General features: G+C 62.3%; 23 protein-coding genes. 12 read left to right on the plus strand and 11 right to left on the minus strand.

All coding sequences use genetic code 11. From position 1 onward, the window contains the following. Positions 1 to 4 precede the first annotated feature (4 nt). The 3 genes from ACO07W_RS19700 (at position 5) to ACO07W_RS19710 (ending at position 3,378) form a co-directional block, all read left to right on the plus strand. Positions 5 to 1,201: an argininosuccinate synthase gene (locus tag ACO07W_RS19700; RefSeq protein WP_421845326.1), complete on the plus strand. Its 1,197-nt coding sequence runs from the start codon at positions 5 to 7 to the stop codon at positions 1,199 to 1,201. Next, positions 1,198 to 2,631 carry an argininosuccinate lyase gene (gene argH, locus ACO07W_RS19705; RefSeq protein ID WP_421845327.1) on the plus strand — a complete coding sequence of 478 codons (1,434 nt, stop codon included), beginning with the start codon at positions 1,198 to 1,200 and terminating at the stop codon, positions 2,629 to 2,631. Before ACO07W_RS19700 ends, argH begins: the two co-directional genes overlap by 4 nt. Before the next feature lie 309 nt (positions 2,632 to 2,940). After that, complete coding sequence (locus ACO07W_RS19710; protein ID WP_421846125.1) at positions 2,941 to 3,378, plus strand: GNAT family N-acetyltransferase; 438 nt, start codon at positions 2,941 to 2,943, stop codon at positions 3,376 to 3,378. A 41-nt stretch (positions 3,379 to 3,419) separates the two neighbouring features. On the opposite strand, the gene ACO07W_RS19715 is transcribed toward ACO07W_RS19710, so the two are convergent. Both ACO07W_RS19715 and ACO07W_RS19720 read right to left on the minus strand, forming a co-directional pair. Further along, positions 3,420 to 5,201 carry an ABC-F family ATP-binding cassette domain-containing protein gene (locus ACO07W_RS19715; RefSeq protein WP_421845328.1) on the minus strand — a complete coding sequence of 594 codons (1,782 nt, stop codon included), beginning with the start codon at positions 5,199 to 5,201 and terminating at the stop codon, positions 3,420 to 3,422. Between the two features lie 996 nt (positions 5,202 to 6,197). Continuing rightward, positions 6,198 to 7,331 carry a PPE family protein gene (locus tag ACO07W_RS19720; RefSeq protein WP_421846126.1) on the minus strand — a complete coding sequence of 378 codons (1,134 nt, stop codon included), beginning with the start codon at positions 7,329 to 7,331 and terminating at the stop codon, positions 6,198 to 6,200. A gap of 582 nt (positions 7,332 to 7,913) precedes the next feature. Between ACO07W_RS19720 and ACO07W_RS19725 the strand changes: the two genes are divergently transcribed. Beyond that, entirely contained in the window at positions 7,914 to 10,937 is a 3,024-nt protein-coding gene (locus ACO07W_RS19725) for an acyl-CoA synthetase (RefSeq protein ID WP_421845329.1), read from the plus strand. Next, complete coding sequence (locus ACO07W_RS19730; protein WP_421845330.1) at positions 10,930 to 11,166, plus strand: Trm112 family protein; 237 nt, start codon at positions 10,930 to 10,932, stop codon at positions 11,164 to 11,166. The genes ACO07W_RS19725 and ACO07W_RS19730 overlap by 8 nt, the downstream gene beginning before the upstream one ends. On the opposite strand, the gene ACO07W_RS19735 is transcribed toward ACO07W_RS19730, so the two are convergent. From ACO07W_RS19735 to ACO07W_RS19745, 3 genes are read right to left on the minus strand one after another with little or no spacing between them, the layout of a single operon-like run. Continuing rightward, a complete protein-coding gene (locus ACO07W_RS19735; protein ID WP_421845331.1) occupies positions 11,132 to 11,755 on the minus strand; it encodes a TetR/AcrR family transcriptional regulator in 624 nt (207 codons plus the stop codon). The two genes, ACO07W_RS19730 and ACO07W_RS19735, sit on opposite strands and share 35 nt — an antisense overlap. 2 nt (positions 11,756 to 11,757) lie before the next feature. Then, the gene (locus ACO07W_RS19740; protein WP_421845332.1) at positions 11,758 to 12,576 is read right to left on the minus strand and encodes an ABC transporter permease; all 819 of its coding nucleotides are present in this window, start codon (positions 12,574 to 12,576) and stop codon (positions 11,758 to 11,760) included. Continuing rightward, complete coding sequence (locus tag ACO07W_RS19745) at positions 12,510 to 13,274, minus strand: ABC transporter ATP-binding protein (RefSeq protein ID WP_421845333.1); 765 nt, start codon at positions 13,272 to 13,274, stop codon at positions 12,510 to 12,512. Before ACO07W_RS19745 ends, ACO07W_RS19740 begins: the two co-directional genes overlap by 67 nt. Before the next feature lie 57 nt (positions 13,275 to 13,331). On the opposite strand from ACO07W_RS19745, the gene ACO07W_RS19750 reads away from it, so the two are divergent. From ACO07W_RS19750 to ACO07W_RS19770, 5 genes are all read left to right on the plus strand, one after another. Beyond that, positions 13,332 to 13,943, plus strand: coding sequence for a DNA-3-methyladenine glycosylase (locus ACO07W_RS19750; RefSeq protein WP_421845334.1), 612 nt, complete (start codon positions 13,332 to 13,334; stop codon positions 13,941 to 13,943). Between the two features lie 28 nt (positions 13,944 to 13,971). Continuing rightward, positions 13,972 to 15,237, plus strand: a complete 1,266-nt coding sequence (gene tyrS / locus ACO07W_RS19755) for a tyrosine--tRNA ligase (RefSeq protein WP_421845335.1) — start codon at positions 13,972 to 13,974, stop codon at positions 15,235 to 15,237. A 335-nt stretch (positions 15,238 to 15,572) separates the two neighbouring features. Next, a complete protein-coding gene (locus tag ACO07W_RS19760; protein ID WP_421845336.1) occupies positions 15,573 to 16,094 on the plus strand; it encodes a 3-keto-5-aminohexanoate cleavage protein in 522 nt (173 codons plus the stop codon). Positions 16,095 to 16,152: 58 nt separating this feature from the next. Next, entirely contained in the window at positions 16,153 to 17,427 is a 1,275-nt protein-coding gene (locus ACO07W_RS19765) for an IS256 family transposase (RefSeq protein WP_421840071.1), read from the plus strand. An 87-nt stretch (positions 17,428 to 17,514) separates the two neighbouring features. Beyond that, entirely contained in the window at positions 17,515 to 18,171 is a 657-nt protein-coding gene (locus tag ACO07W_RS19770) for a ferredoxin (RefSeq protein ID WP_421845171.1), read from the plus strand. Positions 18,172 to 18,403: 232 nt separating this feature from the next. Here the strand turns inward: ACO07W_RS19770 and ACO07W_RS19775 are convergent, their stop codons facing one another. Beyond that, the gene (locus tag ACO07W_RS19775) at positions 18,404 to 18,874 is read right to left on the minus strand and encodes a pyridoxamine 5'-phosphate oxidase family protein (protein ID WP_421845170.1); all 471 of its coding nucleotides are present in this window, start codon (positions 18,872 to 18,874) and stop codon (positions 18,404 to 18,406) included. A 247-nt stretch (positions 18,875 to 19,121) separates the two neighbouring features. Here ACO07W_RS19775 and ACO07W_RS19780 point away from each other — a divergent pair, with 247 nt between their 5' ends. Then, complete coding sequence (locus ACO07W_RS19780; RefSeq protein WP_421844812.1) at positions 19,122 to 20,330, plus strand: IS110 family transposase; 1,209 nt, start codon at positions 19,122 to 19,124, stop codon at positions 20,328 to 20,330. A 67-nt stretch (positions 20,331 to 20,397) separates the two neighbouring features. On the opposite strand, the gene ACO07W_RS19785 is transcribed toward ACO07W_RS19780, so the two are convergent. From ACO07W_RS19785 to ACO07W_RS19795, 3 genes are all read right to left on the minus strand, one after another. Next, positions 20,398 to 20,532 carry a helix-turn-helix domain-containing protein gene (locus tag ACO07W_RS19785; protein WP_421846097.1) on the minus strand — a complete coding sequence of 45 codons (135 nt, stop codon included), beginning with the start codon at positions 20,530 to 20,532 and terminating at the stop codon, positions 20,398 to 20,400. Between the two features lie 72 nt (positions 20,533 to 20,604). After that, on the minus strand, positions 20,605 to 21,171 hold the full coding sequence (locus ACO07W_RS19790) for a hypothetical protein (RefSeq protein WP_421845169.1): 567 nt from the start codon (positions 21,169 to 21,171) through the stop codon (positions 20,605 to 20,607). Continuing rightward, positions 21,155 to 22,183 (minus strand): hypothetical protein, encoded by a 1,029-nt coding sequence (locus tag ACO07W_RS19795; RefSeq protein ID WP_421845168.1) that lies wholly within the window; start codon positions 22,181 to 22,183, stop codon positions 21,155 to 21,157. The genes ACO07W_RS19790 and ACO07W_RS19795 overlap by 17 nt, the downstream gene beginning before the upstream one ends. Before the next feature lie 159 nt (positions 22,184 to 22,342). Here ACO07W_RS19795 and ACO07W_RS19800 point away from each other — a divergent pair, with 159 nt between their 5' ends. Next, complete coding sequence (locus ACO07W_RS19800) at positions 22,343 to 23,617, plus strand: IS256 family transposase (protein WP_421845918.1); 1,275 nt, start codon at positions 22,343 to 22,345, stop codon at positions 23,615 to 23,617. A 42-nt stretch (positions 23,618 to 23,659) separates the two neighbouring features. Here the strand turns inward: ACO07W_RS19800 and ACO07W_RS19805 are convergent, their stop codons facing one another. Beyond that, on the minus strand, positions 23,660 to 23,941 hold the full coding sequence (locus tag ACO07W_RS19805) for a hypothetical protein (protein ID WP_421845337.1): 282 nt from the start codon (positions 23,939 to 23,941) through the stop codon (positions 23,660 to 23,662). 965 nt (positions 23,942 to 24,906) lie between these two features. After that, positions 24,907 to 26,181 carry an IS256 family transposase gene (locus tag ACO07W_RS19810; protein WP_421840071.1) on the minus strand — a complete coding sequence of 425 codons (1,275 nt, stop codon included), beginning with the start codon at positions 26,179 to 26,181 and terminating at the stop codon, positions 24,907 to 24,909. Positions 26,182 to 26,292 lie beyond the last annotated feature (111 nt).

Consider the following 26,292-nt stretch of genomic DNA (forward strand, 5'->3'; position numbering starts at 1 on the left):
GTTCATGTCAGAACGCGTGATCCTGGCGTACTCCGGCGGTTTGGACACCTCGGTGGCGATCAGCTGGATAGGTAAAGAGACTGGGCGCGAGGTTGTCGCGGTGGCTATTGATCTCGGGCAGGGCGGCGAAGATATGGAGGTCGTCAGGCAGCGGGCCCTGGATTGCGGTGCCGTGGAAGCTGTGGTCGTCGATGCGCGCGACGAGTTCGCCGACAGTTATTGCCTACCCACCATCCTGAACAACGCGTTGTATATGGACCGCTACCCGCTCGTATCTGCGATCAGCCGACCGTTGATCGCCAAGCATCTGGTGGCCGCCGCACGTCAGCACGGCGGCAGCATCGTTGCGCACGGCTGCACCGGAAAAGGCAACGACCAGGTTCGGTTCGAAGTCGGATTTGCTTCGCTGGCCCCCGATCTAGAGGTGCTGGCGCCGGTCCGTGACTATGCGTGGACGCGTGAAAAAGCCATTGCGTTCGCCGAAGAGAACGCGATCCCGATCAATGTCACGAAACGGTCGCCGTTCTCGATTGACCAGAACGTTTGGGGGCGAGCGGTGGAGACCGGCTTTCTGGAGCATCTGTGGAATGCGCCGACCAAGGACATCTACGCCTACACCGAAGATCCCACCGTCAACTGGAACACCCCCGACGAGGTGATCGTCGGGTTCGAACAAGGTGTGCCGGTGTCCATCGACGGCAACCCGGTGTCCATGCTGCAGGCCATCGAGGAGCTCAACCGCCGGGCGGGTGCGCAGGGGGTCGGTCGTCTTGATGTTGTCGAAGATCGGTTGGTCGGAATCAAGAGTCGGGAAATCTACGAAGCGCCGGGCGCGATGGTGCTCATCACCGCTCACACCGAACTCGAACACGTCACACTAGAGCGCGAGTTAGGTCGATTCAAGCGGCAGACCGACCAGCGCTGGGCCGAGTTGGTGTACGACGGGCTGTGGTACTCGCCGCTGAAAACCGCCCTAGAGAGTTTCGTGGCCAAAACCCAGGAACACGTATCCGGTGAGGTTCGACTGGTTTTGCATGGCGGACATATTGCGGTCAACGGCCGCCGGAGTGCGGAGTCTCTGTACGACTTCAACTTGGCCACCTACGACGAAGGCGACAGCTTCGACCAATCTGCTTCGCGCGGATTTGTCTACGTGCACGGGTTGTCGTCGAAGCTCGCTGCCCGCCGGGACTTGCGGTGACATCTTTCGGAGAGGCGGAGGGCACCAACCAGGGGGCGTTGTGGGGTGGCCGGTTCGCCGGTGGCCCGTCCGACGCGCTCGCAGCGTTGAGCAAGTCCACACACTTCGACTGGCTGCTAGCGCCCTACGACATCACCGCGTCCCGGGCACACGCAATGGTGCTGTTCCGGGCCGGGCTGCTTACCGAAGACCAGCGTGATGGTTTGTTGGCCGGATTGGGCAGGCTTGCCCAAGACGTCGCTGACGGCTGCTTTAGACCGCTGGCTACCGACGAGGACGTACACGCCGCGCTGGAGCGCGGACTCATCGACCGGGTCGGGCCCGAATTAGGTGGTCGCTTGAGGGCCGGCCGATCGCGAAACGACCAGGTGGCCACTCTGTTCCGGATGTGGCTGCGTGACGCAGCACGACGGGTGGCGATGGCTGTGCTCGATGTGGCGGCCGCGCTGTCGTCTCAGGCGCGAACGCATCCGACGGCCATCATGCCCGGCAAGACTCACCTGCAGTCCGCCCAGCCGATTCTGCTGGCTCACCATCTGCTTGCGCACGCTCATCCGTTGCTGCGCGACGTCGACCGGATTCGCGACTTGGACAAGCGTGCCTCGGTGTCCCCGTACGGCTCGGGAGCCCTGGCCGGCTCGTCGCTGGGTTTGGACCCGGACGCGATCGCCGCGGATCTGGGGTTCTCCGCTGCTGCCGATAATTCTGTGGACGCGACAGCCGCCCGGGATTTCGCGGCCGAGGCGGCGTTCGTGTTCGCGATGATTGCCGTCGACTTGTCGCGGCTTGCTGAGGACATCATCATTTGGAGTTCGACGGAGTTCGGCTACGTCAGCTTGCACGACTCGTGGTCTACCGGCAGCTCGATCATGCCGCAAAAGAAGAATCCCGACATTGCTGAGCTGGCTCGCGGGAAGTCTGGACGGCTGATCGGGAACGTAGCCGGGTTGTTGGCGACGCTGAAAGCTCAGCCGTTGGCCTACAACCGCGATCTGCAAGAAGACAAGGAACCAGTGTTCGATTCGGTGGCCCAGCTGGAGCTGCTGTTACCGGCGATGGCAGGGCTGGTAGGTAGCTTGACCTTCAATGTCGAGCGGATGGCCGCGCTCGCTCCGGCTGGCTACACACTGGCCACCGATGTTGCTGAGTGGCTTGTGCGACAGGGTATTCCGTTTCGATCGGCGCACGAGGCCGCCGGTGCCGCGGTGCGTGTCGCCGAAGAGCGCGGTGTCGAGCTTCAGGACTTGACCGACGACGAGCTTGCCGCGATAAGCCCTGAGCTGACCCCCCAAGTGCGCGATGTTCTGACAATCGAAGGTTCAGTGTCGTCTCGCGATCGCCGAGGTGGTACTGCGCCACAGCAAGTTGCTGGGCAACTGAAAGCCGTTGATGACGCTGTCGAAACGCTGCGGCGGCAGCTGCGGCGCTGAGGAGCGCCACGGTCTGTGCCGAGATGTTCCCGGTGGGCGAGACTTCGGACTCTACTGCGCTGGCAATACGCCTTTGGGCGACTGTGGGCGGCCCGTTCGGTGGTTCAGTCGCTATGCGGCGTGGGGTTGGTGGGTTGTTGATCGATTGTCGGGGAATTGAATAGCAGTGAGTTCGTTGTGGTCGGCGCGAGGCCTGCTCGCCTCGATCCTCGGCCGGGCAACACCGCCGACTGGCATCGTGCATCGTGGTCTTTTTGCTATGGAAATGCGGTTGACCGGTTCTTGTCTCGCGTGGTGTGCTTTCGAACCATGATCGAGGTGTGCGAGATCTTCCAGGGACAGACCTCGCGGGTTGCCGAGGCTTTGCTTGTGCTGAGGCCTCGCTGGAAGACCGCTGATGCGATCGTCGACTTCGTCGATACTGATCTGCGCCCTTTTGGGTATCGGCTAGTTGGGTCGTTTAACTGCGGTCGGGACTCAGCAGTGTCCGTTGTTGGTTTCCGGGAGCTCTGGTCGACAGCGTGGGGCCACTACTTGTATATCGACGACTTGAGTACAGTCGCGGTTGCTCGTGGTCACGGACATGCCGATGCGCTGATGCAGTGGGTGATCGCCGAAGCTCAGCGCCGTAACTGTGAAGCAGTCCATCTGGACTCGGGAGTCGGAAGCGATCGCTCGCCGGCTCATCGGTTGTACATGCGGAACCGCCTGCAAATATCGGCGCACCATTTTTCGCTCGAACTCTGACCGCTGCCCCCGGGGCTCCGTTGGACACCGGTATTCGCGCATTATTCAAGTATTTCCGACAGCTGAAGCCAGCGCCCTTCCATGGTTGCGACCTCGTTTTCGAGGTTACGCAACGCTTGGGTCAGCTGGTTGATACCTATGTGGTCGGACTGGTCGTGTTCAGCCAGGTCGTTGTGCGCAGCCGAGATCCGGTCGGCGAGACGCGCCAGCTGGCGGTCGATTCCAGCTAACTCCTTCTCGGCGGCACGTCGCTGCGCGCCGGACATTGCATTCGAGTTGTCGGGATGTGTTGTAGAACGCTGCGAGACAGCTTCGCTCACGGCAGTGGAAGCCAGCTGTAGGTATTCGTCGATGCCGCCGGGCAGATGCCGCAATCGGCCGTCAAGAATCGCGTACTGCTGATCGGTGACACGCTCAAGCAGGTATCGGTCGTGCGAGACGACGATTAGCGTGCCCGGCCAGCAGTCGAGCAGGTCTTCGGTAGCGGTGAGCATATCGGTGTCCACGTCGTTGGTGGGCTCGTCGAGGAGCAGCACGTTGGGCTCGGATAACAAGGTGAGCATTAGTTGCAGCCGCCGCCGCTGACCGCCGGAAAGCTCGCCGACTCGCGCGGACAGCTGTTCGCGCGCGAAACCTAGCCGTTCCAACAGCTGTGCTGGCGTCACCTCACGGCCTTCGACCTGATAGCCGCCGCGCAGGGCTCCCACGACATCGGCGATCCGGTCAGCGGAGAGCGTAGCCAGGGCATCGCCTTGTTGATCGAGCACCGCCAAACGGACCGTCTTGCCGCGCTTGACGCGCCCCGAGTAGGGGCGGACGCTACCCGCGATGAGCCCCAAAAGTGTCGACTTGCCAGCGCCGTTCGCACCGACGATTCCGGTGCGTTCCCCGGGCCCGATCCGCCATTCGATATTGCGTAGCACCGGGCGCCCACCTCGCGAGACCGAGACGTCGAGCAGATCGATGACATTTTTGCCGAGCCGCGCGGTCGCTAGTTTGGCCAGTTCCACGGTGTTGCGCAACGGTGGAACATCGGCGATCAGTTGGTTGGCAGCCTCGATCCGGAACTTCGGCTTCGAGGTCCGCGCCGGTGCGCCGCGCCGCAACCAGGCGAGTTCTTTTCGCATCAGGTTCTGCCGCTTGGCCTCTGCTGCGGCGGCCTGCCGGTCCCGCTCGACACGCTGCAGAACATATGCCGCGTAGCCGCCTTCGAACGGCTCGACGATCCCGTCGTGCACCTCCCAAGTGGTGGTGGCGACTTCGTCGAGAAACCAGCGGTCATGTGTGACCAACAGCAGCCCGCCTGCGTTGCGTGCCCACCGCTGTTGCAGATGGCCGGCCAGCCACGTTATGCCTTCAATATCGAGGTGGTTGGTGGGCTCGTCGAGGGCGATTACGTCCCAATCCCCGATGAGCAGCCTGGCTAGCTGCACCCGTCTTCGCTGACCTCCGCTAAGCGCGGCAACGGTTGTTTCCCAGGCGATATCGGCGACCAGCCCACTAACCACGTCACGGATGCGCGGGTCACGGGCCCACTGATGCTCAGGTTGGTCGCCGACGAGGGTCCAGCCGACGGTGCAGTCCGAGTTGAGGGTATCGGTCTGGCTTAGCGCCGCTACCTGCAAGTTACTGCGCTTGGTAACGCGGCCCGAGTCCGGCTGCTGCGAACCGGTGAGTAGTGCGAGCAGGCTCGACTTTCCGTCCCCGTTTCGCCCAACGATTCCGATGCGCGCACCTTCATTGACGCCGAGGGTGACGGATTCAAATACCACCTGAGTCGGATACGCCAGGTGCAGGGCCTCGGCTCCGAGCAGGTGTGCCACCGGCCTAAACCTACCCGGCCCGCATTGATGCGACGGCCGTGGATAGCTGCATCCTCGACCGTACCTATGGCCGAGGACGCTAGTTCGGTAGCTGGTGGTGTTGTAGGTAGGGTAGAGGCAGGGTTATCGCGATCTGGAGGATGTCGGCTCCGGTTCGTATCGACCGTCGGCACGTCTGGCAGTAGGGTCTGCTGGAACGCCAGAGCCGAGAGTAGCCAGTTGGGTTGACGCTGCTAGCTTTATCGATTGCCCTGTGCTCATACAATTTCAGATGGTCGTAGCACAGAAATCCGGCGACATTTCCGTTTTCATTTAACCCGGCGCGATCGCACCAGTCGACGGGATGAATCTCAACGAACCAACCCGCGTCTACGGTACATGCCGCGCCGTGGTTGAACTTCTTCGCGCAGTTGCAACGCACGCCCAGCTCCGGCTCCAATAACACCGTGTTCGCTCCACACTATCGAGGGTTCACCGATGCACCAAATGCTGCATGATCACGGAAGAAAGCAACAGCAATCTAGCTGTGAAATAGCTGCAACTTCTACTGCCTTGCGCGATTTTCTCAAAAATCTTGGCAGGCGCCGTGCGGCATTCAGGAAGAACGCCAGACGTATCGTTGCGATTATTTCTTGTTTCGAACTTTTTTCCCTCCTGCGATTTCTTGTATTTTTCGCAACTATTAGCCGGGAGGCGTGGTTTTCCTGCGTTTTTGTTCGGGCAGTCGCGTTACCCGCCGCAGCCGATGTCTCACTGCTAGATATTCGAGCCGGCGCTTCAGCCAGCCGCTGTCGCGGTGGGGCCATTTCACCGCGCAGGAGCGTCCGGGCTCTGAGCGGCGCGGGTTGGGGACCCGAATAGCTGGTGGGCACGTTTCGGGCCGCGAACTGGCGGGCTTTCTGAGCGATTGCGATAGCTCACCCACATTTCGACGGCCTCGCTTTGGGCTCCCTTGGAAGTAGGCGAGATGGTGCGGGTTGAGGTGTTGGTGGGGTGTTACCCGGCCGCCGGTGGGCGCGACATGACGGTGAGTCGGGTTCCGTATCGGGGCACGACGCCGTTGGCGCCTCGGGTGGCCACCGCGGGCATGCCGGGTATTCCTGGTGTGCCTGCCTCGATCGGATCACCACCGGAAAGCGTGGTTAAGCCACTGCCCGACAACGCATTAACCGGACCGCTAGCCGGCGCCGCCCAACTCGGCGGCACCGATAATTGACCGATCGAATTCGCCTGTTGCCACCCAGCCAACACCACCCCACCCACACTCGGCGTCTCAATCGTTGTCGCTAGCGCCGGAGCGAGCCCCGCAGCGATCCCCGACCCCACCGCATCAACGGCGGCCGCCGGAGCAGAACCCTGAATGGTGCCCACCAACGCGGTAGCAGCCGAGATCGGCGTACCCAAAACCGTGCTCTCCGAATCGAGTGCGGCGATGATGTCGAGAAGGTCCTGGGGAAGGTGCCCGTCCTGAAAGGAGAAATTCGGCAACTGGAAATCCGACAGCGCTTCGGGAACTTTGGCAAGCAGCTGCGCCGTCGCCGACTGTGCGGCCTGCGCGCTTGCCCCCGACTCAACCGCGGCGGCCTGGCCAGCCTCGGCACCAGCATTGGCCGTCTCAGGAGGCTCGGCAAACGGCGTCAACGCCGCGGCCACCGCCGAGGCGCCGGCATAGTCATACATCGCAGCCGCATCTTGGGCCCACATCTCGGTATAGGCGGTCTCGGTGGCCGCGATCGCCGGGGTGTTCTGGCCAAAAAAATTCGACGCGATCAACGCTTTCAACGTCGCACGATTGCCCACGACCAACGCCGGAGGCACCGTCATCGTGTACGCGCGCTCAAAGGCCGCCGCCGCAGCTCTGGCCTTGCCCGCGGTCTGCTTAGTCTGCGCGGCAGTCGCATACAACCAATCCACAAAAGGCAACGACTTCGCCAGCATCGCCGCCGCCGCCGGACCACGCCACGAAATACTGGCCAACGTCGAAATCGACGAACTATAGCTATCGGCCACCGAAGCCAACTCCGCAGCCAACGAATCCCAGTTTCCCGCAGCAGTCAGAAAAGAACCCGGCCCCGGACCGCTGTACATTCGCGCAGAGTTGATCTCCGGAGGCAAGAACGCATAGTCCATATACTCCACTACCCTCTGCATTTACCGTGCTAACAACACGTGGATGCGCGAAGAGTCGACGTTGGCTCTCGTGGTAACGACAAAAGCTTCCATGACCGGCGCCATTTCACATACCGGGCAACCAAACCACCAGCGTCATGGGACGTTCACATATATCGATATCACGACCCCAGCCTGTCGGACAACTACGACGTATGGCATTTCTGGTTTTGCGGTGACGCATGAATCAAGGCCAAAAGCGGTAAGTCTCCGTGCATTCCTCCGCCGATCCCTATCTCGTCTGGTGTCTATCACTGGCTACGGCATCGAAACAGGCGGCGCAGGCAGCCTCACCGCGACGCGGGTACGGTCGCCGTGGTTGAAATCGCCACACCCCTGTGGCCAGAATTCGCACCGTGAGATAGCTCTGTGCTGCGCTACGCGCGCGCGTTGCGCGTATGTGGTCACGCGTTTCCGCGGCATTGGATGGTGTAGGAATCCGCGTCGGCGCCGATGGCAGATCAGCTACGTTCCTACCAACGGTTACGGGAAAATCGCGGGCAAACGGCGTGGTCAAGTCGTACCGCACGCTGATGTGCCATGATGACCAGGCTGTCAAGTCCGACTCAGGGAGCAGCGGTGGATCTCAATATTTCGATGGTCAGACGACCGGTCGAGCGTCTGGTGGCCACGGCCCAGAACGGTTTAGAAGTCCTCCGACTGGGGGGCCTGGAGACAGACAGCGTTCCGTCACCGTCTCAGATCGTCGAGAGCGTGCCAATGTACAAGCTCCGACGGTACTTTCCACCCGACAACCGGCCAGGCCAGCCACCGGTGGGTCCGCCAGTGCTGATGGTGCATCCAATGATGATGTCGGCAGACATGTGGGACGTTAGCCGGGAAGACGGCGCCGTCGCGATTCTGCATGCGTGTGGGCTAGACCCGTGGGTGATTGATTTCGGATCACCCGACGAGATTGAAGGCGGCATGCGTCGCAATTTGGCAGACCACATCGTTGCGCTCAGCCACGCCATCGACACAGTAAAAAACGCCACTGGCGACAACGTGCATATCGTCGGCTATTCGCAGGGCGGGATGTTCTGCTACCAGGCTGCGGCGTATCGACGGTCAAAGAGTCTCGCCAGCGTCGTGGCGTTCGGTTCTCCCGTGGACGCCCTAGCGGCTCTGCCGATGGGCATTCCGGCGAACTTTGCCGCCGGAGCCGCCAATTTTATGGCCGACCACGTATTCAACCGATTGGATATTCCTGGCTGGTTGGCGCGCACTGGTTTCCAGATGATAGATCCGCTCAAGACCGCCAAAGCCCGGGTCGATTTCGTCCGGCAGCTACACGATCGTGAGGCTTTGCTGCCGCGTGAACAGCAGCGCCGATTCCTCGAATCTGAAGGGTGGATCGCTTGGTCGGGCCCGGCCATCTCAGAACTGCTGAAGCAATTCATCACCCATAACCGCATGATGACCGGTGGTTTCGCTATCAATGGGCAGATGGTTACGCTCACTGATATCACGTGTCCGATTCTGGCGTTCGTTGGCGAGGTAGACGATATTGGGCAGCCGCCGTCAGTACGTGGCATCCGGCGCGCGGCGCCAAACTCCGAAGTCTACGAGTGCCTGTTACGGGCAGGTCATTTCGGCCTGGTCGTGGGATCTAAGGCAGCTCAGCAGAGCTGGCCGACCGTCGCCGAATGGGTGCGCTGGATCTCCGGGGATGGCGCCAAACCGTCGAACATCGATCTGATGGTCGATCAGCCGGCTGAACACACCGACAGCGGGGTCGCCCTCAGTTCCCGGGTCGCGCACGGCATAGGTGAGGTCTCCGAAGCCGCGCTCGCGCTTGCCCGCGGCGCCGCGGACGCGGTCGTGACGGCCAATAGGTCGGTGCGAACGATCGCCGTAGAGACTGTCCGGACGCTGCCGCGGTTGGCGCGACTCGGGCAGCTCAACGATCACACCCGGATCTCGCTGGGCAGGATCATCAGCGAACAGGCGCACGACGCCCCGCAGGGCGAATTCTTGTTGTTCGACGGGCGTGTTCACACCTACGAGGCCGTTGACCGTCGGATCAACAACGTGGTTCGGGGCCTGATCGAAGTCGGAGTGCGCCAGGGCGACCACGTGGGTGTGCTCATGGAGACCCGGCCGAGTGCTCTGGTCGCGATCGCGGCATTGTCTCGGCTAGGTGCGGTTGCAGTGTTGTTGCGGCGCGACGCAGATCTGCCTGCGGCCGTGCAACTCGGGGCGGTGACCGAGATCGTTACCGACCCGACGAACCTCGAAGCTGCGCGCCAATTGCCTGGCCAGGTTCTCGTCTTGGGTGGTGGTGAGTCGCGGGATCTGCACCTGCCCGACGACGCTGAGGTGATCGATATGGAAAAGATTGATCCGGACGCCGTCGTGCTGCCCGCGTGGTACCGCCCCAACCCGGGGTTAGCACGGGATCTAGCGTTTATCGCTTTCAGCGCGGATAACGGGCAGTTAGTGGCCAAGCAGATAACCAACTATCGCTGGGCGGTTTCGGCATTCGGAACCGCTTCGACGGCTGCACTTGACCGCCGAGACACGGTGTACTGCTTGACGCCGCTACATCACGAATCGGGCTTGCTTGTCAGCCTGGGCGGTGCGGTCGTCGGTGGTACCCGGATCGCCTTGTCTCGTGGTCTTCGCCCGGACCGTTTCGTCGCCGAGGTACGCCAGTACGGTGTCACGGTCGTCTCCTATACCTGGGCGATGTTGCGCGAGGTTGTCGATGACCCGGATTTTGTTCTGCACGGAGGAAATCACCCGGTGCGGTTGTTTATTGGCTCTGGCATGCCGACCGGGCTATGGGAGCGGGTGGTGGACGCGTTCGCGCCCGCCCACGTTGTCGAGTTTTTCGCTACTACAGATGGACAAGCGGTGCTGGCCAACGTAGCCGGCGCAAAGATCGGCAGCAAAGGTCGTCCGCTGCCAGGTGCCGGGCACGTCGAACTGGGCGTCTATGACGCCGATCGCGATCTGATCTTGGAGAACGACCGCGGCTTTGTGCAGGTTGCTGGGGTAAACGAGGTTGGGGTGCTGCTCGCTCGGTCCAGGGGGCCGATCGATCCGACCGCATCGGTCAAACGCGGAGTCTTCGCTCCGGCCGACACCTGGATATCGACCGAATACCTGTTCCGCCGCGATGACGATGGGGACTATTGGCTACTCGGAAGGCGCGGTTCGGTGGTGCGCACCCAGCGGGGGTTGGTCTATGCCGAGCCGATTACTGATGCTTTGGGGCTGATCACCGGCGTTGACCTCGCGGTGACCTACGGGGTCAGCGTGGGAGACCACCAAGTTGCGATCGCGGCCGTCACGTTACGGCCGGGAGCCACCATCACGTCCGCGGATTTGCGGGAGGCGATAGCGGGTCTGCCGGTCGGGTTGGGGCCCGATATTGTGCACGTGGTTCCCAAGCTGACGCTGAGTGCGACGTACCGTCCAACTGTTGGTGCACTGCGGAAAGCGGGAATTCCCAAGGCAGGACGTCACGCGTGGCATTTCGACGCGGACGCAGGGGAGTTCCGGCGGTTGACTCCGGCGGTACGCGCCGGGCTGAGCGGCAAGCATGCAGACGCCAATGGTTGATCAATCGCTTCTGAGGATTCTGGTTTGCCCGGTCGATCGCAAACCACTGTTGCTTGTTGATGCTGACGTTGGTGACGAGCAGGAGCAAACGCTATATAACCCGCGGCTTCGGTGTGCATACCGCATTGAGGACGGCATCCCTGTCCTGCTGGTCGACGAGGCCCGTGCCGTCGACGACAGCGAGCATGCGCGCCTTATGGCGCGAGTTCTTCCGGCAGACCCCCGGTAAGGTAGCGCTGCAGGTTCGGCGCGATGGTCTGGGCGATCTGTTCGGCCGACAGGGACGCAAACGGCTCGATCTTCAGGATGTAACGCGCCATAGCCACACCCATCAACTGCGATGCAACGAATTGTGCTCGGATTCTGCCCGTGCCAGGGGGTGTGTCAACGCGTGAACCTACTTCTACGGTTATCACCTCCTGAATGAAAGAACGCGCCAGATTGACATCGGCGCCCGAAATCAGCGACCGCAGGGTGGCAATCAGGCCGGTGCCCAGTTCGGAATCCCATAACGCCAGCAACATGGACGGCAGTTTGAATCCGAGTTCGTCAATCGGGGTTTCTCGGACCGGAAGAATGATGTTCATCGGATCGATCGGAATATGGATCGCCGCGGCGAACAGCTGCTCCTTGGTGCCGAAGTAGTGATGGACCAGGGCCGCGTCCACCTCGGCCGCGGCCGCCACAGCGCGTACGGATGTTCGGTCAATACCGTTGTGCGCAAACAACTCTCGGGCGCTAGCCAGAATGCGCTCCCGGGTGCCGGAATTCCCCGTCGGCCGCCCGGGCCGTTTGCGCCGGGCACTGTTGGCCGCCACCGCTACGGTGTCCGTCGCCGCAACGTGGCCGCGGCCAAGCATAGTGACGCGATCGCGAACATCAGAACGATCACGATGTCGCGCACGGTGATATACGTCAGTTCCGGATACCTACCCACTTGCTGCAAGGCTTCGAGTGCGTAGCTGGCTGGCATCACGTTGCTGATCCACTCAAGCCAGATGGGCATTTGCGATCGTGGCGCGATAATGCCAGCCAAAAGCAGCTGGGGCACCATGATTAGCGGGATGAACTGCACGGCTTGGAATTCGGTGCGGGCAAATGCACTGCATAACAAGCCCAGACCGACACCGAGGATCGCATTGACAACTGCGATCACAAACACCCACACGGGACTGCCCGCAGTGTCGAAGCCCAGGAACCAAAATGACACGATCGTTGCCAGAACAGCCTGCGTCATAGCCGCTATCGAGAATGCCGTGCCGTATGCGATCAGCAGGTCTAGCCGGCGCAGCGGTGTGGTGAGGATCCGCTCTAAGGTTCCCGAGGCACGTTCGCGCTGCATCGTTATTGACGTGATGATGAACATCACGAACAGCGGAAAAATGCCTAGCAGTATCAGACAGGCGTTGTTGAACGGCGTCGGAGTGCCCGGGCGGTGGGGGGCGTTTTCGAACATGAAATACATGAGCGTTATGACCAGGATAGGGACAGCCAGGATCATCGCGATGCTGCGGTGATCGGCAGCAAGCTGGCGAAGGATCCGTGCGGTTGTCGCGGTGTAGCCCTTGAGGCCTAGCCCGCTTGGCGCTCGGTGCGGCGTTGGATGATTGATAGGAACGCTTCCTCTAGCGACGTGCATTTGGTGTCCTCCCTGAGTCGGATCGGAGTGGTGCAGGCGACCAAGCGGCCTTCGCGCATCAGCAACAGATCACCGCAATGGTCTGCCTCGTCCATCACATGGCTAGATACCAGCAACGTGGTCCCCGTGCGTGCCAGGTGGGTGAACTGTTCCCAGAGATCCACCCGCAAGACTGGATCGAGGCCCACCGTGGGCTCGTCAAGGACGAGTAAGTCGGGCCGACAAACCAGGGCGCACGCCAGTGAAACCCTGGTGCGCTGGCCACCTGAGAGGTTGCCGCAGTAGTTGGTGCGATGATCTAACAGCCCCACAGCGTCAATGGCTTGTTCTGCCGCGTGTGCGTCGAAACCGTAGAGCGACGCGAAATACCGGACGTTGTCCAGGATCCGCAAGTCGTTGTAGATAGTCGGCTGTTGCGGTAGGTACCCGATTCGGCGGCGCAACGCCGCGGACCCGGCGGGATGGCCGAGCACGGTGACGGTGCCCGACGCCACGATCTGAGTCCCAACGATGGAGCGGATCAGCGTGGTCTTGCCGCAGCCGGACGGGCCAAGTAGGCCAGTGATGGTTCCGCGAGCGATTTGCACCGAGAAGTCGTGCAAAGCCGTACGTTTGCCCCGAATCACCCGCAGGTTCTCAATGCTGACCGCCGGCTCATCCCGGTTCGAAAAAAATTCATCACCTGATGATTTCATCATGTGATGAATATTGGCCCGCGCGGTGGCGGTTGTCAACAGCCGGGCAGAATTTGTCGGATGAGCGCTGACCAGCTGGCGGTGGATCCTGTCACGGCCGCGCATCGCCTGCTTGGCTCGACCATCGCCGTGCGGGGCGTGCGTGCCATTGTGGTCGAGGTGGAGGCGTATGGAGGGGTTCCCGATGGCCCCTGGCCGGACGCTGCCGCACATTCCTATCGCGGCCGCACCGCTCGCAACGCCGTAATGTTTGGGCCTGCCGGGCGCCTATACACCTACCGCAGCCACGGGATACATGTCTGCGCCAACGTTGCATGCGGACCCGATGGCACAGCTGCGGCCGTACTGCTTCGCGCGTGTGCCGTAGTGGACGGCGTTGATATCGCACGAGCCCGACGCGGGGAGCTGGCCCGTATCGCGGCATTGGCTCGCGGTCCGGGAAACCTCTGTGCCGCAATGGGAATTACGATGGCCGACAATGGGACTGATGTATTCGATCCCGATAGTGAGGTGACGCTGCGCCTCTCGGCAACCCGAGATGCCGTGTCGGGTCCGCGCGTCGGGGTCAGTCAGGCCGCCGACCGGCCGTGGCGGTTGTGGCTTGCGGGCCAGCCGGAGGTCTCGGCCTATAGGCGCAGCCCTCGGGCGCGGGCGCCAGGCGGCAGCGACTAGTCGGAATCGCCCTGGAAGACTCGGGGTCATGATTCTCGATGAGCTGGGTTGGCGTGGCTTGATCGCGCAGTCCACCGATCTCGATGCGCTGAGCGCCGAAGTACGGCGCGGGCCGATGACTGTATATGCCGGTTTCGACCCGACGGCGCCGAGCCTGCACGCTGGACACTTGGTGCCGCTGTTGGCGCTACGGCGCTTCCAACGCGCGGGGCACCGTCCCATCGCGCTCGCGGGCGGCGCCACCGGAATGATCGGCGACCCGCGTGACAGTGGTGAGCGCAGTCTCAACGAAGCAGACATCGTCGCCGAGTGGACTCAGCGGATTCGCGACCAGCTGGAACGGTTCGTCGATTTCGACGATTCGCCGACCGGCGCGATTATCGAGAACAACGTCGATTGGACGCGCGCCATGTCGACAATTGAATTCCTGCGCGATGTCGGCAAGTACTTTTCGGTCAATGTCATGCTCGATCGCGACACAATCCGACGACGTCTAGACGGCGAGGGGATCTCTTTCACCGAGTTCAGCTACATGCTGCTTCAGGCCAACGATTACGTTCAACTGCACAAGCGCCACGGGTGCACCCTGCAAATCGGTGGTTCAGACCAGTGGGGCAACATCATCGCTGGCGTCCGGCTCGTGCGTCAGAAGCTCGGGGCGACAGTGCACGCACTCACGCTTCCATTGGTGACTTCCGCAGATGGCAGCAAGTTCGGCAAGTCCACCGGCGGCGGCAGCTTGTGGCTGGATCCGCAGATGACCAGCCCGTACGCCTGGTATCAGTATTTCCTCAACACCGCGGACGCTGACGTGATCCGATACCTGCAGTGGATGACCTTCCTGCCGGCCGATGAGTTAGCTGAGTTGGAACAGGCAACCTCAGCGCACCCGCAGAAACGCGCCGCCCAACGTCGGCTCGCGACTGAACTGACCGTGTTGGTGCATGGTGAGGCGGCTGCCGATGCTGTTGAGCAGGCCAGCCGGGCGTTGTTCGGTCAAGGCGAGCTGAATCGCCTCGACGAAGCGACCCTGGGGGCGGCGTTGCGCGAAACCACGATCGCCGAGCTCCAACCCGGCAGTCCCGACGGGATTGTCGACATGTTGGTGGCGAGCGGCTTGGTCAACAGCAAGGGCGCGGCTAGACGAACGATCAGCGAAGGCGGAGTGTCAGTCAATAACATTCGCATTGACAGTGACGAATGGGCGCCGCAGAGCTCGGACTTCCTGCACGGCCGATGGTTGGTACTGCGTCGCGGCAGGCGAAACATCGCTGGGGTGGAGCGGATTGGGTGACCGATCGGCCTGGTGAAGTTGCCGTGGCGTGCCATGTCTAGACTTTTCACAATATTGGTTGTATAAACAGTTGATGAGTTCTAGCGGTGGAATCAACAAGCGCGACCACCGCGGAATTGATCGCGCGCACTGGATCACCAGGCCAGCTGACGTTTAGTCGAGACGCGGCGGTGACGAGCAGCGCTGTTGGCGCTGCCCGCACCGATGACCAAGTTCGCTGGCTGAAACCGAGGTCGTCGGCGTGATCACTCTGATGCGAGCCGCGCGTAGCTCCCGCTGATTTCGTTGCGCGGATCGTCGGCTATGGGTATCTGTGAAGAAAGGCTAGCAACGTCATGAGTTTTCGCCTTGGCGGGAAAGTCTATCTCGAAGTCGGTGTTAATGAGGAAGCCAGTAGGGACGAAAACCCCAATGTGCCCTACGGCGTCGAGGAGACCGCACGTGATGTAGTGGACTGCATTCAACATGGAGCTACTGCAGTCCACTACCACGCCCGCTACGACGACGGTCGGCAAGCCTGGTTCGACGACGAGATTTCCCGGGCTATCTTGGCTGCCGCAGCCCGCGAGGTCGATCCGCTGGCATACCCGAGTTATGCCGTTAGCCTCCAGCATATTTGGGCGCTAGCCGAGCGCCCGCCGGCTAGGACCGAGCTACTGTTCGCGCCGTTCGCCCCTGAGCAACACATCAAGCGCGTCTTGTGGCTAGAAGACGAGAATCAGTTTATGGAAGTCGATTTGGCCGCAGATATTCCGGATCAATCACATCCGCCCTACCCGCCTGAACTCGGGTCGCGTCTCATCGCTGGTGTAAATGGTCACGGGCGTAGGTTCCGTCGCAACCGACGAAAGCTATGAAGGAGGGGCTACGCCCGTGACCAAGCGAGTATCGCCGATTGAGCGTGTGCGTGTTGAGATGGATCAGTTGTTCGCCGCGACCGAGCGGCCGTTGACCGAGATTTTGGAGGAGGTCGGGCGGTTATCGGTGCGTCTGGTGTTTCAGGTCGCCGTGGAGGCCGAGGTAGAAGCAGTGTTGGGCCGAGCCCGTCACCAGCGTCGGGTTCAGGACGGCCCGGGCGGGTACCGCAATGGGTATCAACCGCCGGCGACGGTGAAGACCACGATGGGCTCGGTCGAATTATGCCGCCCGAAACTACGCGACACCGACGAGCGGTTCTGTTCGCGGCTATTCGGTGCCGGGGTGACGCGCACCCACGCTCTGGAGGCGTTGGTGATTTCGGGATGGGTGCGCGGTTTGTCGGATCGCGACATCGAGGCCGCGTTGGCCGAGGTGCTGGGCTCGCAGGCGGCGTTGTCGCGCTCGACGGTGAGCCGGATTTGTGCGGCCATCAAAGACGAGTTCGCTGCGTGGTCGTCTCGACGCCTTGATGAGCTGGTGTTGGACTACCTGTTCTTGGATGCCTCGAACTTTCGGATGCATCCCAACGCCCCGGCCGAGCCGGTGCTGGCCGCCTGGGGCATCTGCACCGACGGCAAGCCCCTGTTTATTGGGCTGGCCCCAGCCGCAGCGGAGTCGGCTGATGCGTGGGCCGACTTCTTGGCTGACCTGAGGAACCGGGGACTACGCCCGCCGCTACTGGGCATCTCCGACGGGGCGCCGGGCCTGATCGCCGCATGGGAGACCACGTTTCCGGCAAGCCTGCGTCAGCGGTGTCTGATCCATCGCTGCCGTAACGTCATCGCCAAGACACCTGTCGCGGTCCAGGACGAGATCAAAGCCGCGTTCTGGTCGATCTTCGATGACATTGACCAGCCACCCGGCCAGCAGGCCGTGGATGAAGCCACCCGCCGCGCCGAGGAGTTCACCACCACATACCGCGGGCTCTACCCAGCCGCGGTCGCTTGCCTGGCCAACGACTTCGCCTCGCTGAGCGTGCATTTGCGCTTCCCCCGCCAACACTGGACACGCATCCGCCATTCCAACCTCATCGAACGCACCTTCGGAGAATCCCGTCGCCGGGTCAAGGTCATCGGCCGCCTACCCGGCGAAACCAGCTGTCTGTCGCTGGTATGGGCCGTCCTCGACCGCGCCAGCCGCGGCTGGCGCGGAGTCACCCAAACATCAGCGACCAGCCGCCACCTCCAAGAACTACGCCACCAACTGCTCGAGCCACCCCGCCCACTGCATCCCCCCACCACAACAACCACGACCGACACCACCGCCGCGTAACATGACCACCAGGAACATGCGCCCAGCGTTTTTACACCAGTCCTAAGACGCCACCTGAACTCCGATCGGTTTGCCAGATTGGGCCTAGTGCCCAGCATCGCGGTGTTCAACGCCGTCGACTTGCGTTGGGTGACACTGGCCGCCCGCATCGGGATCCTGCGGCAACCATTGCACATCAAGCTGTTCTTCTCCGATCGCTGGGTGTCCTATAGCGATTCGGAACCCGACGTCATCGATTTCCTGGTGACAAGGATCCCAACGTGGATTGACCACGAGATCGTTGTCGTACCGTATGCGATGAGCTCGGCCGAACGATGTCAAGAGCTTTGGGAGCACGCACTGGATCGTGGCTTGGGCATCCGAGTGGGTATCGGGGATTGCCCGTTGGCGTTTCGGACTGCCACCAACGTCGACATGGTCGACCGTGCCATCGACCTCATCACCAAACGAGGACTCACGCCGGCCACACAGCATGACGTGCGGGCGCGCTTCAGTGCAACCGGCATGGACACCAGCGGATCGGTAAGGGTGGTCGTCAACCGAAATCGCTGCCTGGGATGGGGCGTGTGCTATGCCTCTGCGCCAGAGGTCTACCAGCCCGATGCCGAGAACTACTGCGTCGTTGTCAAGCCCTACGTCCAAGGAAGCCTTCTGGAGAAGGCAATCGAAGGCGCGGCAAGCTGCCCGGAACGGGCAATCAGAGTTGAGTTGCGTGGCGAAACGGCACCGCCAGGAGGTGTGTGATCGTAGCCAGCGCGCAGAAGCCATCGCGCTGTTGAGACCGCGCCGTCTCACATCTAGAGAAACGGGCGTTATCACATCCGGTCTCATCAGATGGACAGCGGTAGAGAGAGCCGCGTTCAGGAGCCGTCTTGCCACAGGTGTCCCATCATGACCGGATAACGCACCGGTCGGCATCCGTTAAAGGCGATATCGCGGACATGGCTGAAATCCGACCAGAGCATCTTGCTGCCCTTCAACCACTGCGTTTTGCGGACACTTCGTCTAACTTGCTCCAGCTCGAACTGGGTTGCAGCCCGCAGGGGGCCGGCAGCGCCGAACAGGCGTACGCCTGGGGGGCGATGAAGCGGCCTGCGAGTAGCGAGCGGAGCCAGAACAGCCGCCCAGTGTCGACTGCCATCAGGCACACTCTGGGGTCAGCCTCGATGTTGCGCGCTAGCGCGCTGGTGTACTGATCGAAGTAGAAGCCGGTGCGGTCATCGCGCAGAAATACCGTTCCTACAGGCGTGATGTGTGGTGTGCCGTCAGGATCGACCGACGCGATCGCACAGTGCATAGAGGACTGTTTCGCCCGGGCGACGGTCTCCCGGATCGTCCTCCAGCTCTCATCGTTGAACACGGAATGATCCTCGTCTGTCATGCGTGCATCGAACCATGTGTGCTGCATGGCATCGCCACCGCAGGAAATGCTCGCCTTGTCGCACATCTAAAGAATCGGGAGTAATCAGATCCTGTCCCTAAGGTCGTGGGTGTCTGGGGTTGATGCTCTGGATGCCCAGGGCGGTGGGGTGTAGCTGAGATCTTGTTGCTGAGTGTGTGGCTTCGTGAGGCTGGCTGCCCCACCGTGCTGGACGCTCCGGCCGCTGATTGAGAGCTGATGCGGATCGTCGCTGGTTAGGGACATGTCGGCGGAGCTGTCCATGGGCTTGACCTGCGAACACAGGAGAACAACCGTGACGGGACGGCCACTGGTGTGGGTCGGAATCGATGTTGGTAAGGCCAGCCATCACGCGTGCGCGGTGGATGAGACCGGCACGGTGGTGTGGACTCAAAAATTGGCCAACGAGCAGCGGGCGATCGAGGCGCTGATCGACCGCGCGCAAAAGACTGCCGAGCAGGTGCGATGGGCCGTCGATCTGACCAGCCCGCTGGCGCTGATGCTAATCACGGTGCTGCTGGCTGCCGATGAATCGGTGGTCTATGTGCCCGGCCGAGTGGTCAACACCATGACCGGTGCGTTTCGGGGCGAGGGTAAGACCGACGCCAAAGACGCTCGGGTTATCGCCGAAACTGCCCGCATGCGAAGCGATCTCGCCACAGTGACGATACCCGACGACCTGGTCATGGAGTTGACCCAGCTGACCGGCTATCGCACTGATTTGATGGCCGACTGGGTTCGCGGTATCAACCGGTTGCGGTCGCTGCTGGGGTCGATCTTCCCGGCCCTGGAAGCAGCGTTCGACTACTCCACCCGCACACCGCTGATTCTGGTCGCCGGGCTATGCACCCCCGCGGAGATCCGGGCGGCCGGCACCGACGGCGTCACGGCCCATCTGGCCAACAACCAGGCCTGGCGTCCCGGGATCGCCACGACCGCGGCCACCGCCGTAGCGCTGGCCAATGAGCAGCAGATAGCGCTGCCCGGCCAGGACGGTACCACCGCTTTGGTCAAACGGACGGCGGCCAAGCTGCTCGGGCTCGACCGCGAGATCAAAGACATCGACAAGATGATCGCCGAGCGCTTCCGCGATCATCCCTACGCGCGGATCATCGAGTCGCTGCCCGGCTTCGGGCCGAACCTGGGCGCTGAGTTCCTGGTCGTCACCCGCGGTGACCTGGCATCGTTTGCCACGCCCGGGCGCCTGGCGTCTTACGCCGGATTGGTTCCTGTGCCACAGGACTCCGGTCGCGTGAGCGGCAATCTACGCCGGCCGAAACGCTACAACCGCAGACTGCGCCGCGTGTTCTATCTGGCCGCGCTGTCCAGCCTGCGCACCAACGGGCCGTCACGGCAGTTCTACGACCGCAAACGCGGTGAACGCCTCATCCACAGCCAGGCCCTGCTCGCCCTGGCCCGCCGCCTCGTCGACGTCCTGTGGGCACTGCTACGCGACGGCCGCGAGTTCACTCTCGGCAAACCGATAGCCACCGCCGCAGCTTGACACCATCATTGAGAGTCTCGCACACAGGGGACCAGTGTGTGAACCGGTTAGGTCTGCGTATCTGGCATCAGCGATGCAACTCTGGCGATAGGGCCGCGGCGGATAGATGCCGGTAGATGGTTGGTCGTGCGACGCCGAACTCGGCGGCGATCTGGGCCGCGGTGTAACAGCAGTTGCCATCTGCGTAGAGTTCGGCGTACATCGCCGCCGCCAATGCGACCTAACGCTCGCTCAAACCGGACTCCAGCGGACAGCGATCGGGATGCTGCCTACTTCATTGAGTCGGCCGACGCGCATCTGGCGGCGGTTGTAGTCCGTTCGGGTCCACGTAGCGGCGCGGTTCGTTGACTACCGGCGGGGTGTGGTCGATCCACGCCGGGTCTGTCGGCGGTGGGGTGTAGCGGTAGTCCTCGGGAAGCTTGGCGAGATGCGCGGGGAGGTTCGTAAGTGGATCACCTGCCCACCAGATCCGGCCGGGATTCTCGCCGGGCTCTCGGGAGTGCGCGCCTGGCCAGTTCTCTTCGAGATCGAGCAGGTAGTAGTACAGGGCAGGATTGTCGGCCTCGTTCCACGGGGACGGGTTGATCAACGATTCTCGGGTGTCGCGGACCAAGCCCCAGGTACGATCCGATGGCGGCGCGGTGTAAACCAAGTGCATCACCGCGCCGTCTGTCCACGCGTGAGACACAAGGAACGTGCAACGTCCCGGCCGTGGGTAGGCGGCAGCATTGGCGTTGCGTACCTCTATGTGGTGCAGCAGCTCGTCGAGGACCTTGGCTGCGAAGTCGCACTCTGCGTCGGTCGGGGGCTGGCCCGGTGAGGATTCAGTTGATGGGTGCATAGTTGTTCACCCATGGCGGTGTCAGCGTCCAGTTCCTTTGTACTTCAACGACTCCGCTGCCTCCTGGGAGGGGATACATCGTGATCACTCCTTTCTGCCCGCCACCGGGTACGTCGTAGCTGGGGTTAGTGTTCGCCACGATTCTCATCGTCAGACTCTCGCCGGTGTCGGCGCAACTGGGTAAACCGAGAAAGCCCGACGTGCAATGGGCCTTGTTGATCGGCACCTCATAGACCAGAGAACCACCTTGATTCTCTATCGGATGAGAATGTGAGATCAGGTCCTTGAACACGTTCGGGTTGATCAGCCCGTGCTTCCAGTAGATCTTGTCCCAACCGAAGCCTTTATCGTTAGCTGCGTTGTAGTAGCCGCGCCTGAGTACAACATGGTTGCCGTCGAGGTCGGTGGCTTCGGCAATCACATCGTTGACTGGGTGCGTGCGATCAGGCGGCGGCGCGGTTTTGTAGTCCACGGCCTGCACGTGGGGTGTGTTTTTGGGTGTTTCGCGGAAGGCGGGGGTGAGTTCGGCGGTGGCGGCGGTGATTTTGGCGGCTACCTCGCGTTCAACCCCGACTAGTTGGGCGGCGCGTTGGCGGATGTCGGCAGCAAATGCTTGGGCTTGGGCTTGGCGAGCCGCTTGTTCAACGGCGCTGCGGCTAGTTCGAGTATCGGTGACCGAGAAGTCTTCTCCAACTACGAAACCGGCGTTGTGGGCGTCGTCAACGCCATAGAGCACCCTGCGGCGTACGGTGCCGATCGTTCCGGCGCCATCGCGGGCGATCTTGCCGGCTTGGCACAGTTGATCGGCCTTAGCGCTCACTATTGGGAGGTCAGCGCCGGTTCGCTCCCGTAGTGCATCACCGCCAGCGCCTTCCCATACCAAAGTGTGGGAATCGTTGCGCATCTGCAAGAACACGTCTTCCCACTGATCGGCGGTCTTAGTCCAGTAGCTGGCCGCCTCGATCAGATACCCGGTGCTCCATGCCCGAACTTGGGACAGGGTCGGCACCATCTAGACCAGCCTAGGTTGCACGGCAGTCATTTCGGTCGCGTCTCATCGCTGGTGTAAATGGTCACGGGCGTAGGTTCCGTCGCAACCGACGAAAGCTATGAAGGAGGGGCTACGCCCGTGACCAAGCGAGTATCGCCGATTGAGCGTGTGCGTGTTGAGATGGATCAGTTGTTCGCCGCGACCGAGCGGCCGTTGACCGAGATTTTGGAGGAGGTCGGGCGGTTATCGGTGCGTCTGGTGTTTCAGGTCGCCGTGGAGGCCGAGGTAGAAGCAGTGTTGGGCCGAGCCCGTCACCAGCGTCGGGTTCAGGACGGCCCGGGCGGGTACCGCAATGGGTATCAACCGCCGGCGACGGTGAAGACCACGATGGGCTCGGTCGAATTATGCCGCCCGAAACTACGCGACACCGACGAGCGGTTCTGTTCGCGGCTATTCGGTGCCGGGGTGACGCGCACCCACGCTCTGGAGGCGTTGGTGATTTCGGGATGGGTGCGCGGTTTGTCGGATCGCGACATCGAGGCCGCGTTGGCCGAGGTGCTGGGCTCGCAGGCGGCGTTGTCGCGCTCGACGGTGAGCCGGATTTGTGCGGCCATCAAAGACGAGTTCGCTGCGTGGTCGTCTCGACGCCTTGATGAGCTGGTGTTGGACTACCTGTTCTTGGATGCCTCGAACTTTCGGATGCATCCCAACGCCCCGGCCGAGCCGGTGCTGGCCGCCTGGGGCATCTGCACCGACGGCAAGCCCCTGTTTATTGGGCTGGCCCCAGCCGCAGCGGAGTCGGCTGATGCGTGGGCCGGCTTCTTGGCTGACCTGAGGAACCGGGGACTACGCCCGCCGCTACTGGGCATCTCCGACGGGGCGCCGGGCCTGATCGCCGCATGGGAGACCACGTTTCCGGCAAGCCTGCGTCAGCGGTGTCTGATCCATCGCTGCCGTAACGTCATCGCCAAGACACCTGTCGCGGTCCAGGACGAGATCAAAGCCGCGTTCTGGTCGATCTTCGATGACATTGACCAGCCACCCGGCCAGCAGGCCGTGGATGAAGCCACCCGCCGCGCCGAGGAGTTCACCACCACATACCGCGGGCTCTACCCAGCCGCGGTCGCTTGCCTGGCCAACGACTTCGCCTCGCTGAGCGTGCATTTGCGCTTCCCCCGCCAACACTGGACACGCATCCGCCATTCCAACCTCATCGAACGCACCTTCGGAGAATCCCGTCGCCGGGTCAAGGTCATCGGCCGCCTACCCGGCGAAACCAGCTGTCTGTCGCTGGTATGGGCCGTCCTCGACCGCGCCAGCCGCGGCTGGCGCGGAGTCACCCAAACATCAGCGACCAGCCGCCACCTCCAAGAACTACGCCACCAACTGCTCGAGCCACCCCGCCCACTGCATCCCCCCACCACAACAACCACGACCGACACCACCGCCGCGTAACATGACCACCAGGAACATGCGCCCAGCGTTTTTACACCAGTCCTAAGACGCCACCGTCATTTCGGTTGCTGAGATCGCTTCGTTGGTGGCATACCGTGTCGCACCGGTCTCTACGGCGACGGTTGTTTCTTGGGCGCGGGTGGTGAGTGCCGCTGCGGCGAGGTCAACCGCTGCGTGGGCAGTGCTCACCGCAGCTGTGGTGGGCTGAAACGGCTGGCCTAGTGAAGGGGGCGTTAAGGCTGCCAGAGCGGCGCTTCGCTGACTCCATTCGCCGGCCGTGGCTTCTAGCTGAGGGACATCGACCTGCAGCTGACCCGGTTGCATCCTCGCGAGTTTAACGGCGAGGTCATGGATGACAACTCACATCGCAAGCCGGAGGCCATCGCCCCACAATGTCTCAATCACGCGCGGCTCATGCCCTACGGTCGCGCGGATCCTGGCTCGACGTGACGCTACTTCGGCCAGCTACGGATGTCTCTTTTCTAAACAACTCAAGACACGCCACGAGCGACCACTCCCCGGGACTATCAGCCCAGGTCGCAGTTTGACCTTAAGAGGTATCTGGCGGTGATTCTTCAGCGATCGTTAGTGAGAGACTCAAACGGGGGTTGTGGCCAACGGCCGGGTTAGCTCAAAGCGGTTGCTGTCGGGGTCGTCGAACCACACGAATTCCCTATTGACACCGGCGGTGGGGATGTCGCCGACCTTAACGCCATTGCTGAGCAGCGCGGGCCCAAGCCGTTTAGGGTGCTGTCTGTGGTGCTACATGGTAAGGCGATCTTGTTCGATATCGATGGCACCCTGACCGAATCAGCCGCCGCAGTCGAGCGGGCCTTACTTCGTCAAATCCCACCCCCGCAAGCAGTAGTGCTCAACGCCATGCGGCAACCGCGCCATAGCCGCTCACCCCTATCAACGCTACCGACAACACCAACCGTGAACCCGTCCCGGAAACGACGGCTCATCCTCGATCACCACGATGATTGCGCGGTTACGGTGAGACATCCCTGATCAGGTTGCGAAAGTCCGCACGCGCTTTCCGGATACCCGACGCGTAGAGCAACATTCGCCATCTGACCTCCGCCCCTTCCGGCCCACCAGCCCTGCGCGCGGGGCCCGCCCGCAGCCACCGGCGGCCAGATCGAGGTAACGCGTCGACGCCGTGTGACCCAGGCCCTCAAAATTGTGTGTGAGCGGTGTCATAACCCCCGCACCGCATCGTCAAAACCACCTGGGTGGCGTCTTAGGACTGGTGTAAAAACGCTGGGCGCATGTTCCTGGTGGTCATGTTACGCGGCGGTGGTGTCGGTCGTGGTTGTTGTGGTGGGGGGATGCAGTGGGCGGGGTGGCTCGAGCAGTTGGTGGCGTAGTTCTTGGAGGTGGCGGCTGGTCGCTGATGTTTGGGTGACTCCGCGCCAGCCGCGGCTGGCGCGGTCGAGGACGGCCCATACCAGCGACAGACAGCTGGTTTCGCCGGGTAGGCGGCCGATGACCTTGACCCGGCGACGGGATTCTCCGAAGGTGCGTTCGATGAGGTTGGAATGGCGGATGCGTGTCCAGTGTTGGCGGGGGAAGCGCAAATGCACGCTCAGCGAGGCGAAGTCGTTGGCCAGGCAAGCGACCGCGGCTGGGTAGAGCCCGCGGTATGTGGTGGTGAACTCCTCGGCGCGGCGGGTGGCTTCATCCACGGCCTGCTGGCCGGGTGGCTGGTCAATGTCATCGAAGATCGACCAGAACGCGGCTTTGATCTCGTCCTGGACCGCGACAGGTGTCTTGGCGATGACGTTACGGCAGCGATGGATCAGACACCGCTGACGCAGGCTTGCCGGAAACGTGGTCTCCCATGCGGCGATCAGGCCCGGCGCCCCGTCGGAGATGCCCAGTAGCGGCGGGCGTAGTCCCCGGTTCCTCAGGTCAGCCAAGAAGTCGGCCCACGCATCAGCCGACTCCGCTGCGGCTGGGGCCAGCCCAATAAACAGGGGCTTGCCGTCGGTGCAGATGCCCCAGGCGGCCAGCACCGGCTCGGCCGGGGCGTTGGGATGCATCCGAAAGTTCGAGGCATCCAAGAACAGGTAGTCCAACACCAGCTCATCAAGGCGTCGAGACGACCACGCAGCGAACTCGTCTTTGATGGCCGCACAAATCCGGCTCACCGTCGAGCGCGACAACGCCGCCTGCGAGCCCAGCACCTCGGCCAACGCGGCCTCGATGTCGCGATCCGACAAACCGCGCACCCATCCCGAAATCACCAACGCCTCCAGAGCGTGGGTGCGCGTCACCCCGGCACCGAATAGCCGCGAACAGAACCGCTCGTCGGTGTCGCGTAGTTTCGGGCGGCATAATTCGACCGAGCCCATCGTGGTCTTCACCGTCGCCGGCGGTTGATACCCATTGCGGTACCCGCCCGGGCCGTCCTGAACCCGACGCTGGTGACGGGCTCGGCCCAACACTGCTTCTACCTCGGCCTCCACGGCGACCTGAAACACCAGACGCACCGATAACCGCCCGACCTCCTCCAAAATCTCGGTCAACGGCCGCTCGGTCGCGGCGAACAACTGATCCATCTCAACACGCACACGCTCAATCGGCGATACTCGCTTGGTCACGGGCGTAGCCCCTCCTTCATAGCTTTCGTCGGTTGCGACGGAACCTACGCCCGTGACCATTTACACCAG

Source organism: Mycobacterium sp. (genome assembly GCF_965230835.1).
GTDB lineage: Bacteria > Actinomycetota > Actinomycetes > Mycobacteriales > Mycobacteriaceae > Mycobacterium.

Excerpts from the sequence above, each read along its gene's own strand:
- ACO07W_RS19725 (WP_421845329.1), top strand. The coding sequence starts at position 7,914 with ATGACCAGGCTGTCAAGTCCGACTCAGGGAGCAGCGGTGGATCTCAAT.
- ACO07W_RS19765 (WP_421840071.1), top strand. The coding sequence starts at position 16,153 with ATGGATCAGTTGTTCGCCGCGACCGAGCGGCCGTTGACCGAGATTTTG.
- ACO07W_RS19710 (WP_421846125.1), top strand. The coding sequence starts at position 2,941 with ATGATCGAGGTGTGCGAGATCTTCCAGGGACAGACCTCGCGGGTTGCC.
- ACO07W_RS19720 (WP_421846126.1), bottom strand. The coding sequence starts at position 7,331 with ATGGACTATGCGTTCTTGCCTCCGGAGATCAACTCTGCGCGAATGTAC.
- ACO07W_RS19795 (WP_421845168.1), bottom strand. The coding sequence starts at position 22,183 with ATGGTGCCGACCCTGTCCCAAGTTCGGGCATGGAGCACCGGGTATCTG.
- ACO07W_RS19745 (WP_421845333.1), bottom strand. The coding sequence starts at position 13,274 with ATGATGAAATCATCAGGTGATGAATTTTTTTCGAACCGGGATGAGCCG.
- ACO07W_RS19750 (WP_421845334.1), top strand. The coding sequence starts at position 13,332 with ATGAGCGCTGACCAGCTGGCGGTGGATCCTGTCACGGCCGCGCATCGC.
- ACO07W_RS19800 (WP_421845918.1), top strand. The coding sequence starts at position 22,343 with ATGGATCAGTTGTTCGCCGCGACCGAGCGGCCGTTGACCGAGATTTTG.
- ACO07W_RS19740 (WP_421845332.1), bottom strand. The coding sequence starts at position 12,576 with ATGCACGTCGCTAGAGGAAGCGTTCCTATCAATCATCCAACGCCGCAC.
- ACO07W_RS19730 (WP_421845330.1), top strand. The coding sequence starts at position 10,930 with ATGGTTGATCAATCGCTTCTGAGGATTCTGGTTTGCCCGGTCGATCGC.
- ACO07W_RS19805 (WP_421845337.1), bottom strand. The coding sequence starts at position 23,941 with ATGCAACCGGGTCAGCTGCAGGTCGATGTCCCTCAGCTAGAAGCCACG.
- ACO07W_RS19760 (WP_421845336.1), top strand. The coding sequence starts at position 15,573 with ATGAGTTTTCGCCTTGGCGGGAAAGTCTATCTCGAAGTCGGTGTTAAT.
- tyrS (WP_421845335.1), top strand. The coding sequence starts at position 13,972 with ATGATTCTCGATGAGCTGGGTTGGCGTGGCTTGATCGCGCAGTCCACC.
- ACO07W_RS19790 (WP_421845169.1), bottom strand. The coding sequence starts at position 21,171 with ATGCACCCATCAACTGAATCCTCACCGGGCCAGCCCCCGACCGACGCA.
- ACO07W_RS19700 (WP_421845326.1), top strand. The coding sequence starts at position 5 with ATGTCAGAACGCGTGATCCTGGCGTACTCCGGCGGTTTGGACACCTCG.
- ACO07W_RS19810 (WP_421840071.1), bottom strand. The coding sequence starts at position 26,181 with ATGGATCAGTTGTTCGCCGCGACCGAGCGGCCGTTGACCGAGATTTTG.
- ACO07W_RS19785 (WP_421846097.1), bottom strand. The coding sequence starts at position 20,532 with ATGTACGCCGAACTCTACGCAGATGGCAACTGCTGTTACACCGCGGCC.
- ACO07W_RS19775 (WP_421845170.1), bottom strand. The coding sequence starts at position 18,874 with ATGTGCGACAAGGCGAGCATTTCCTGCGGTGGCGATGCCATGCAGCAC.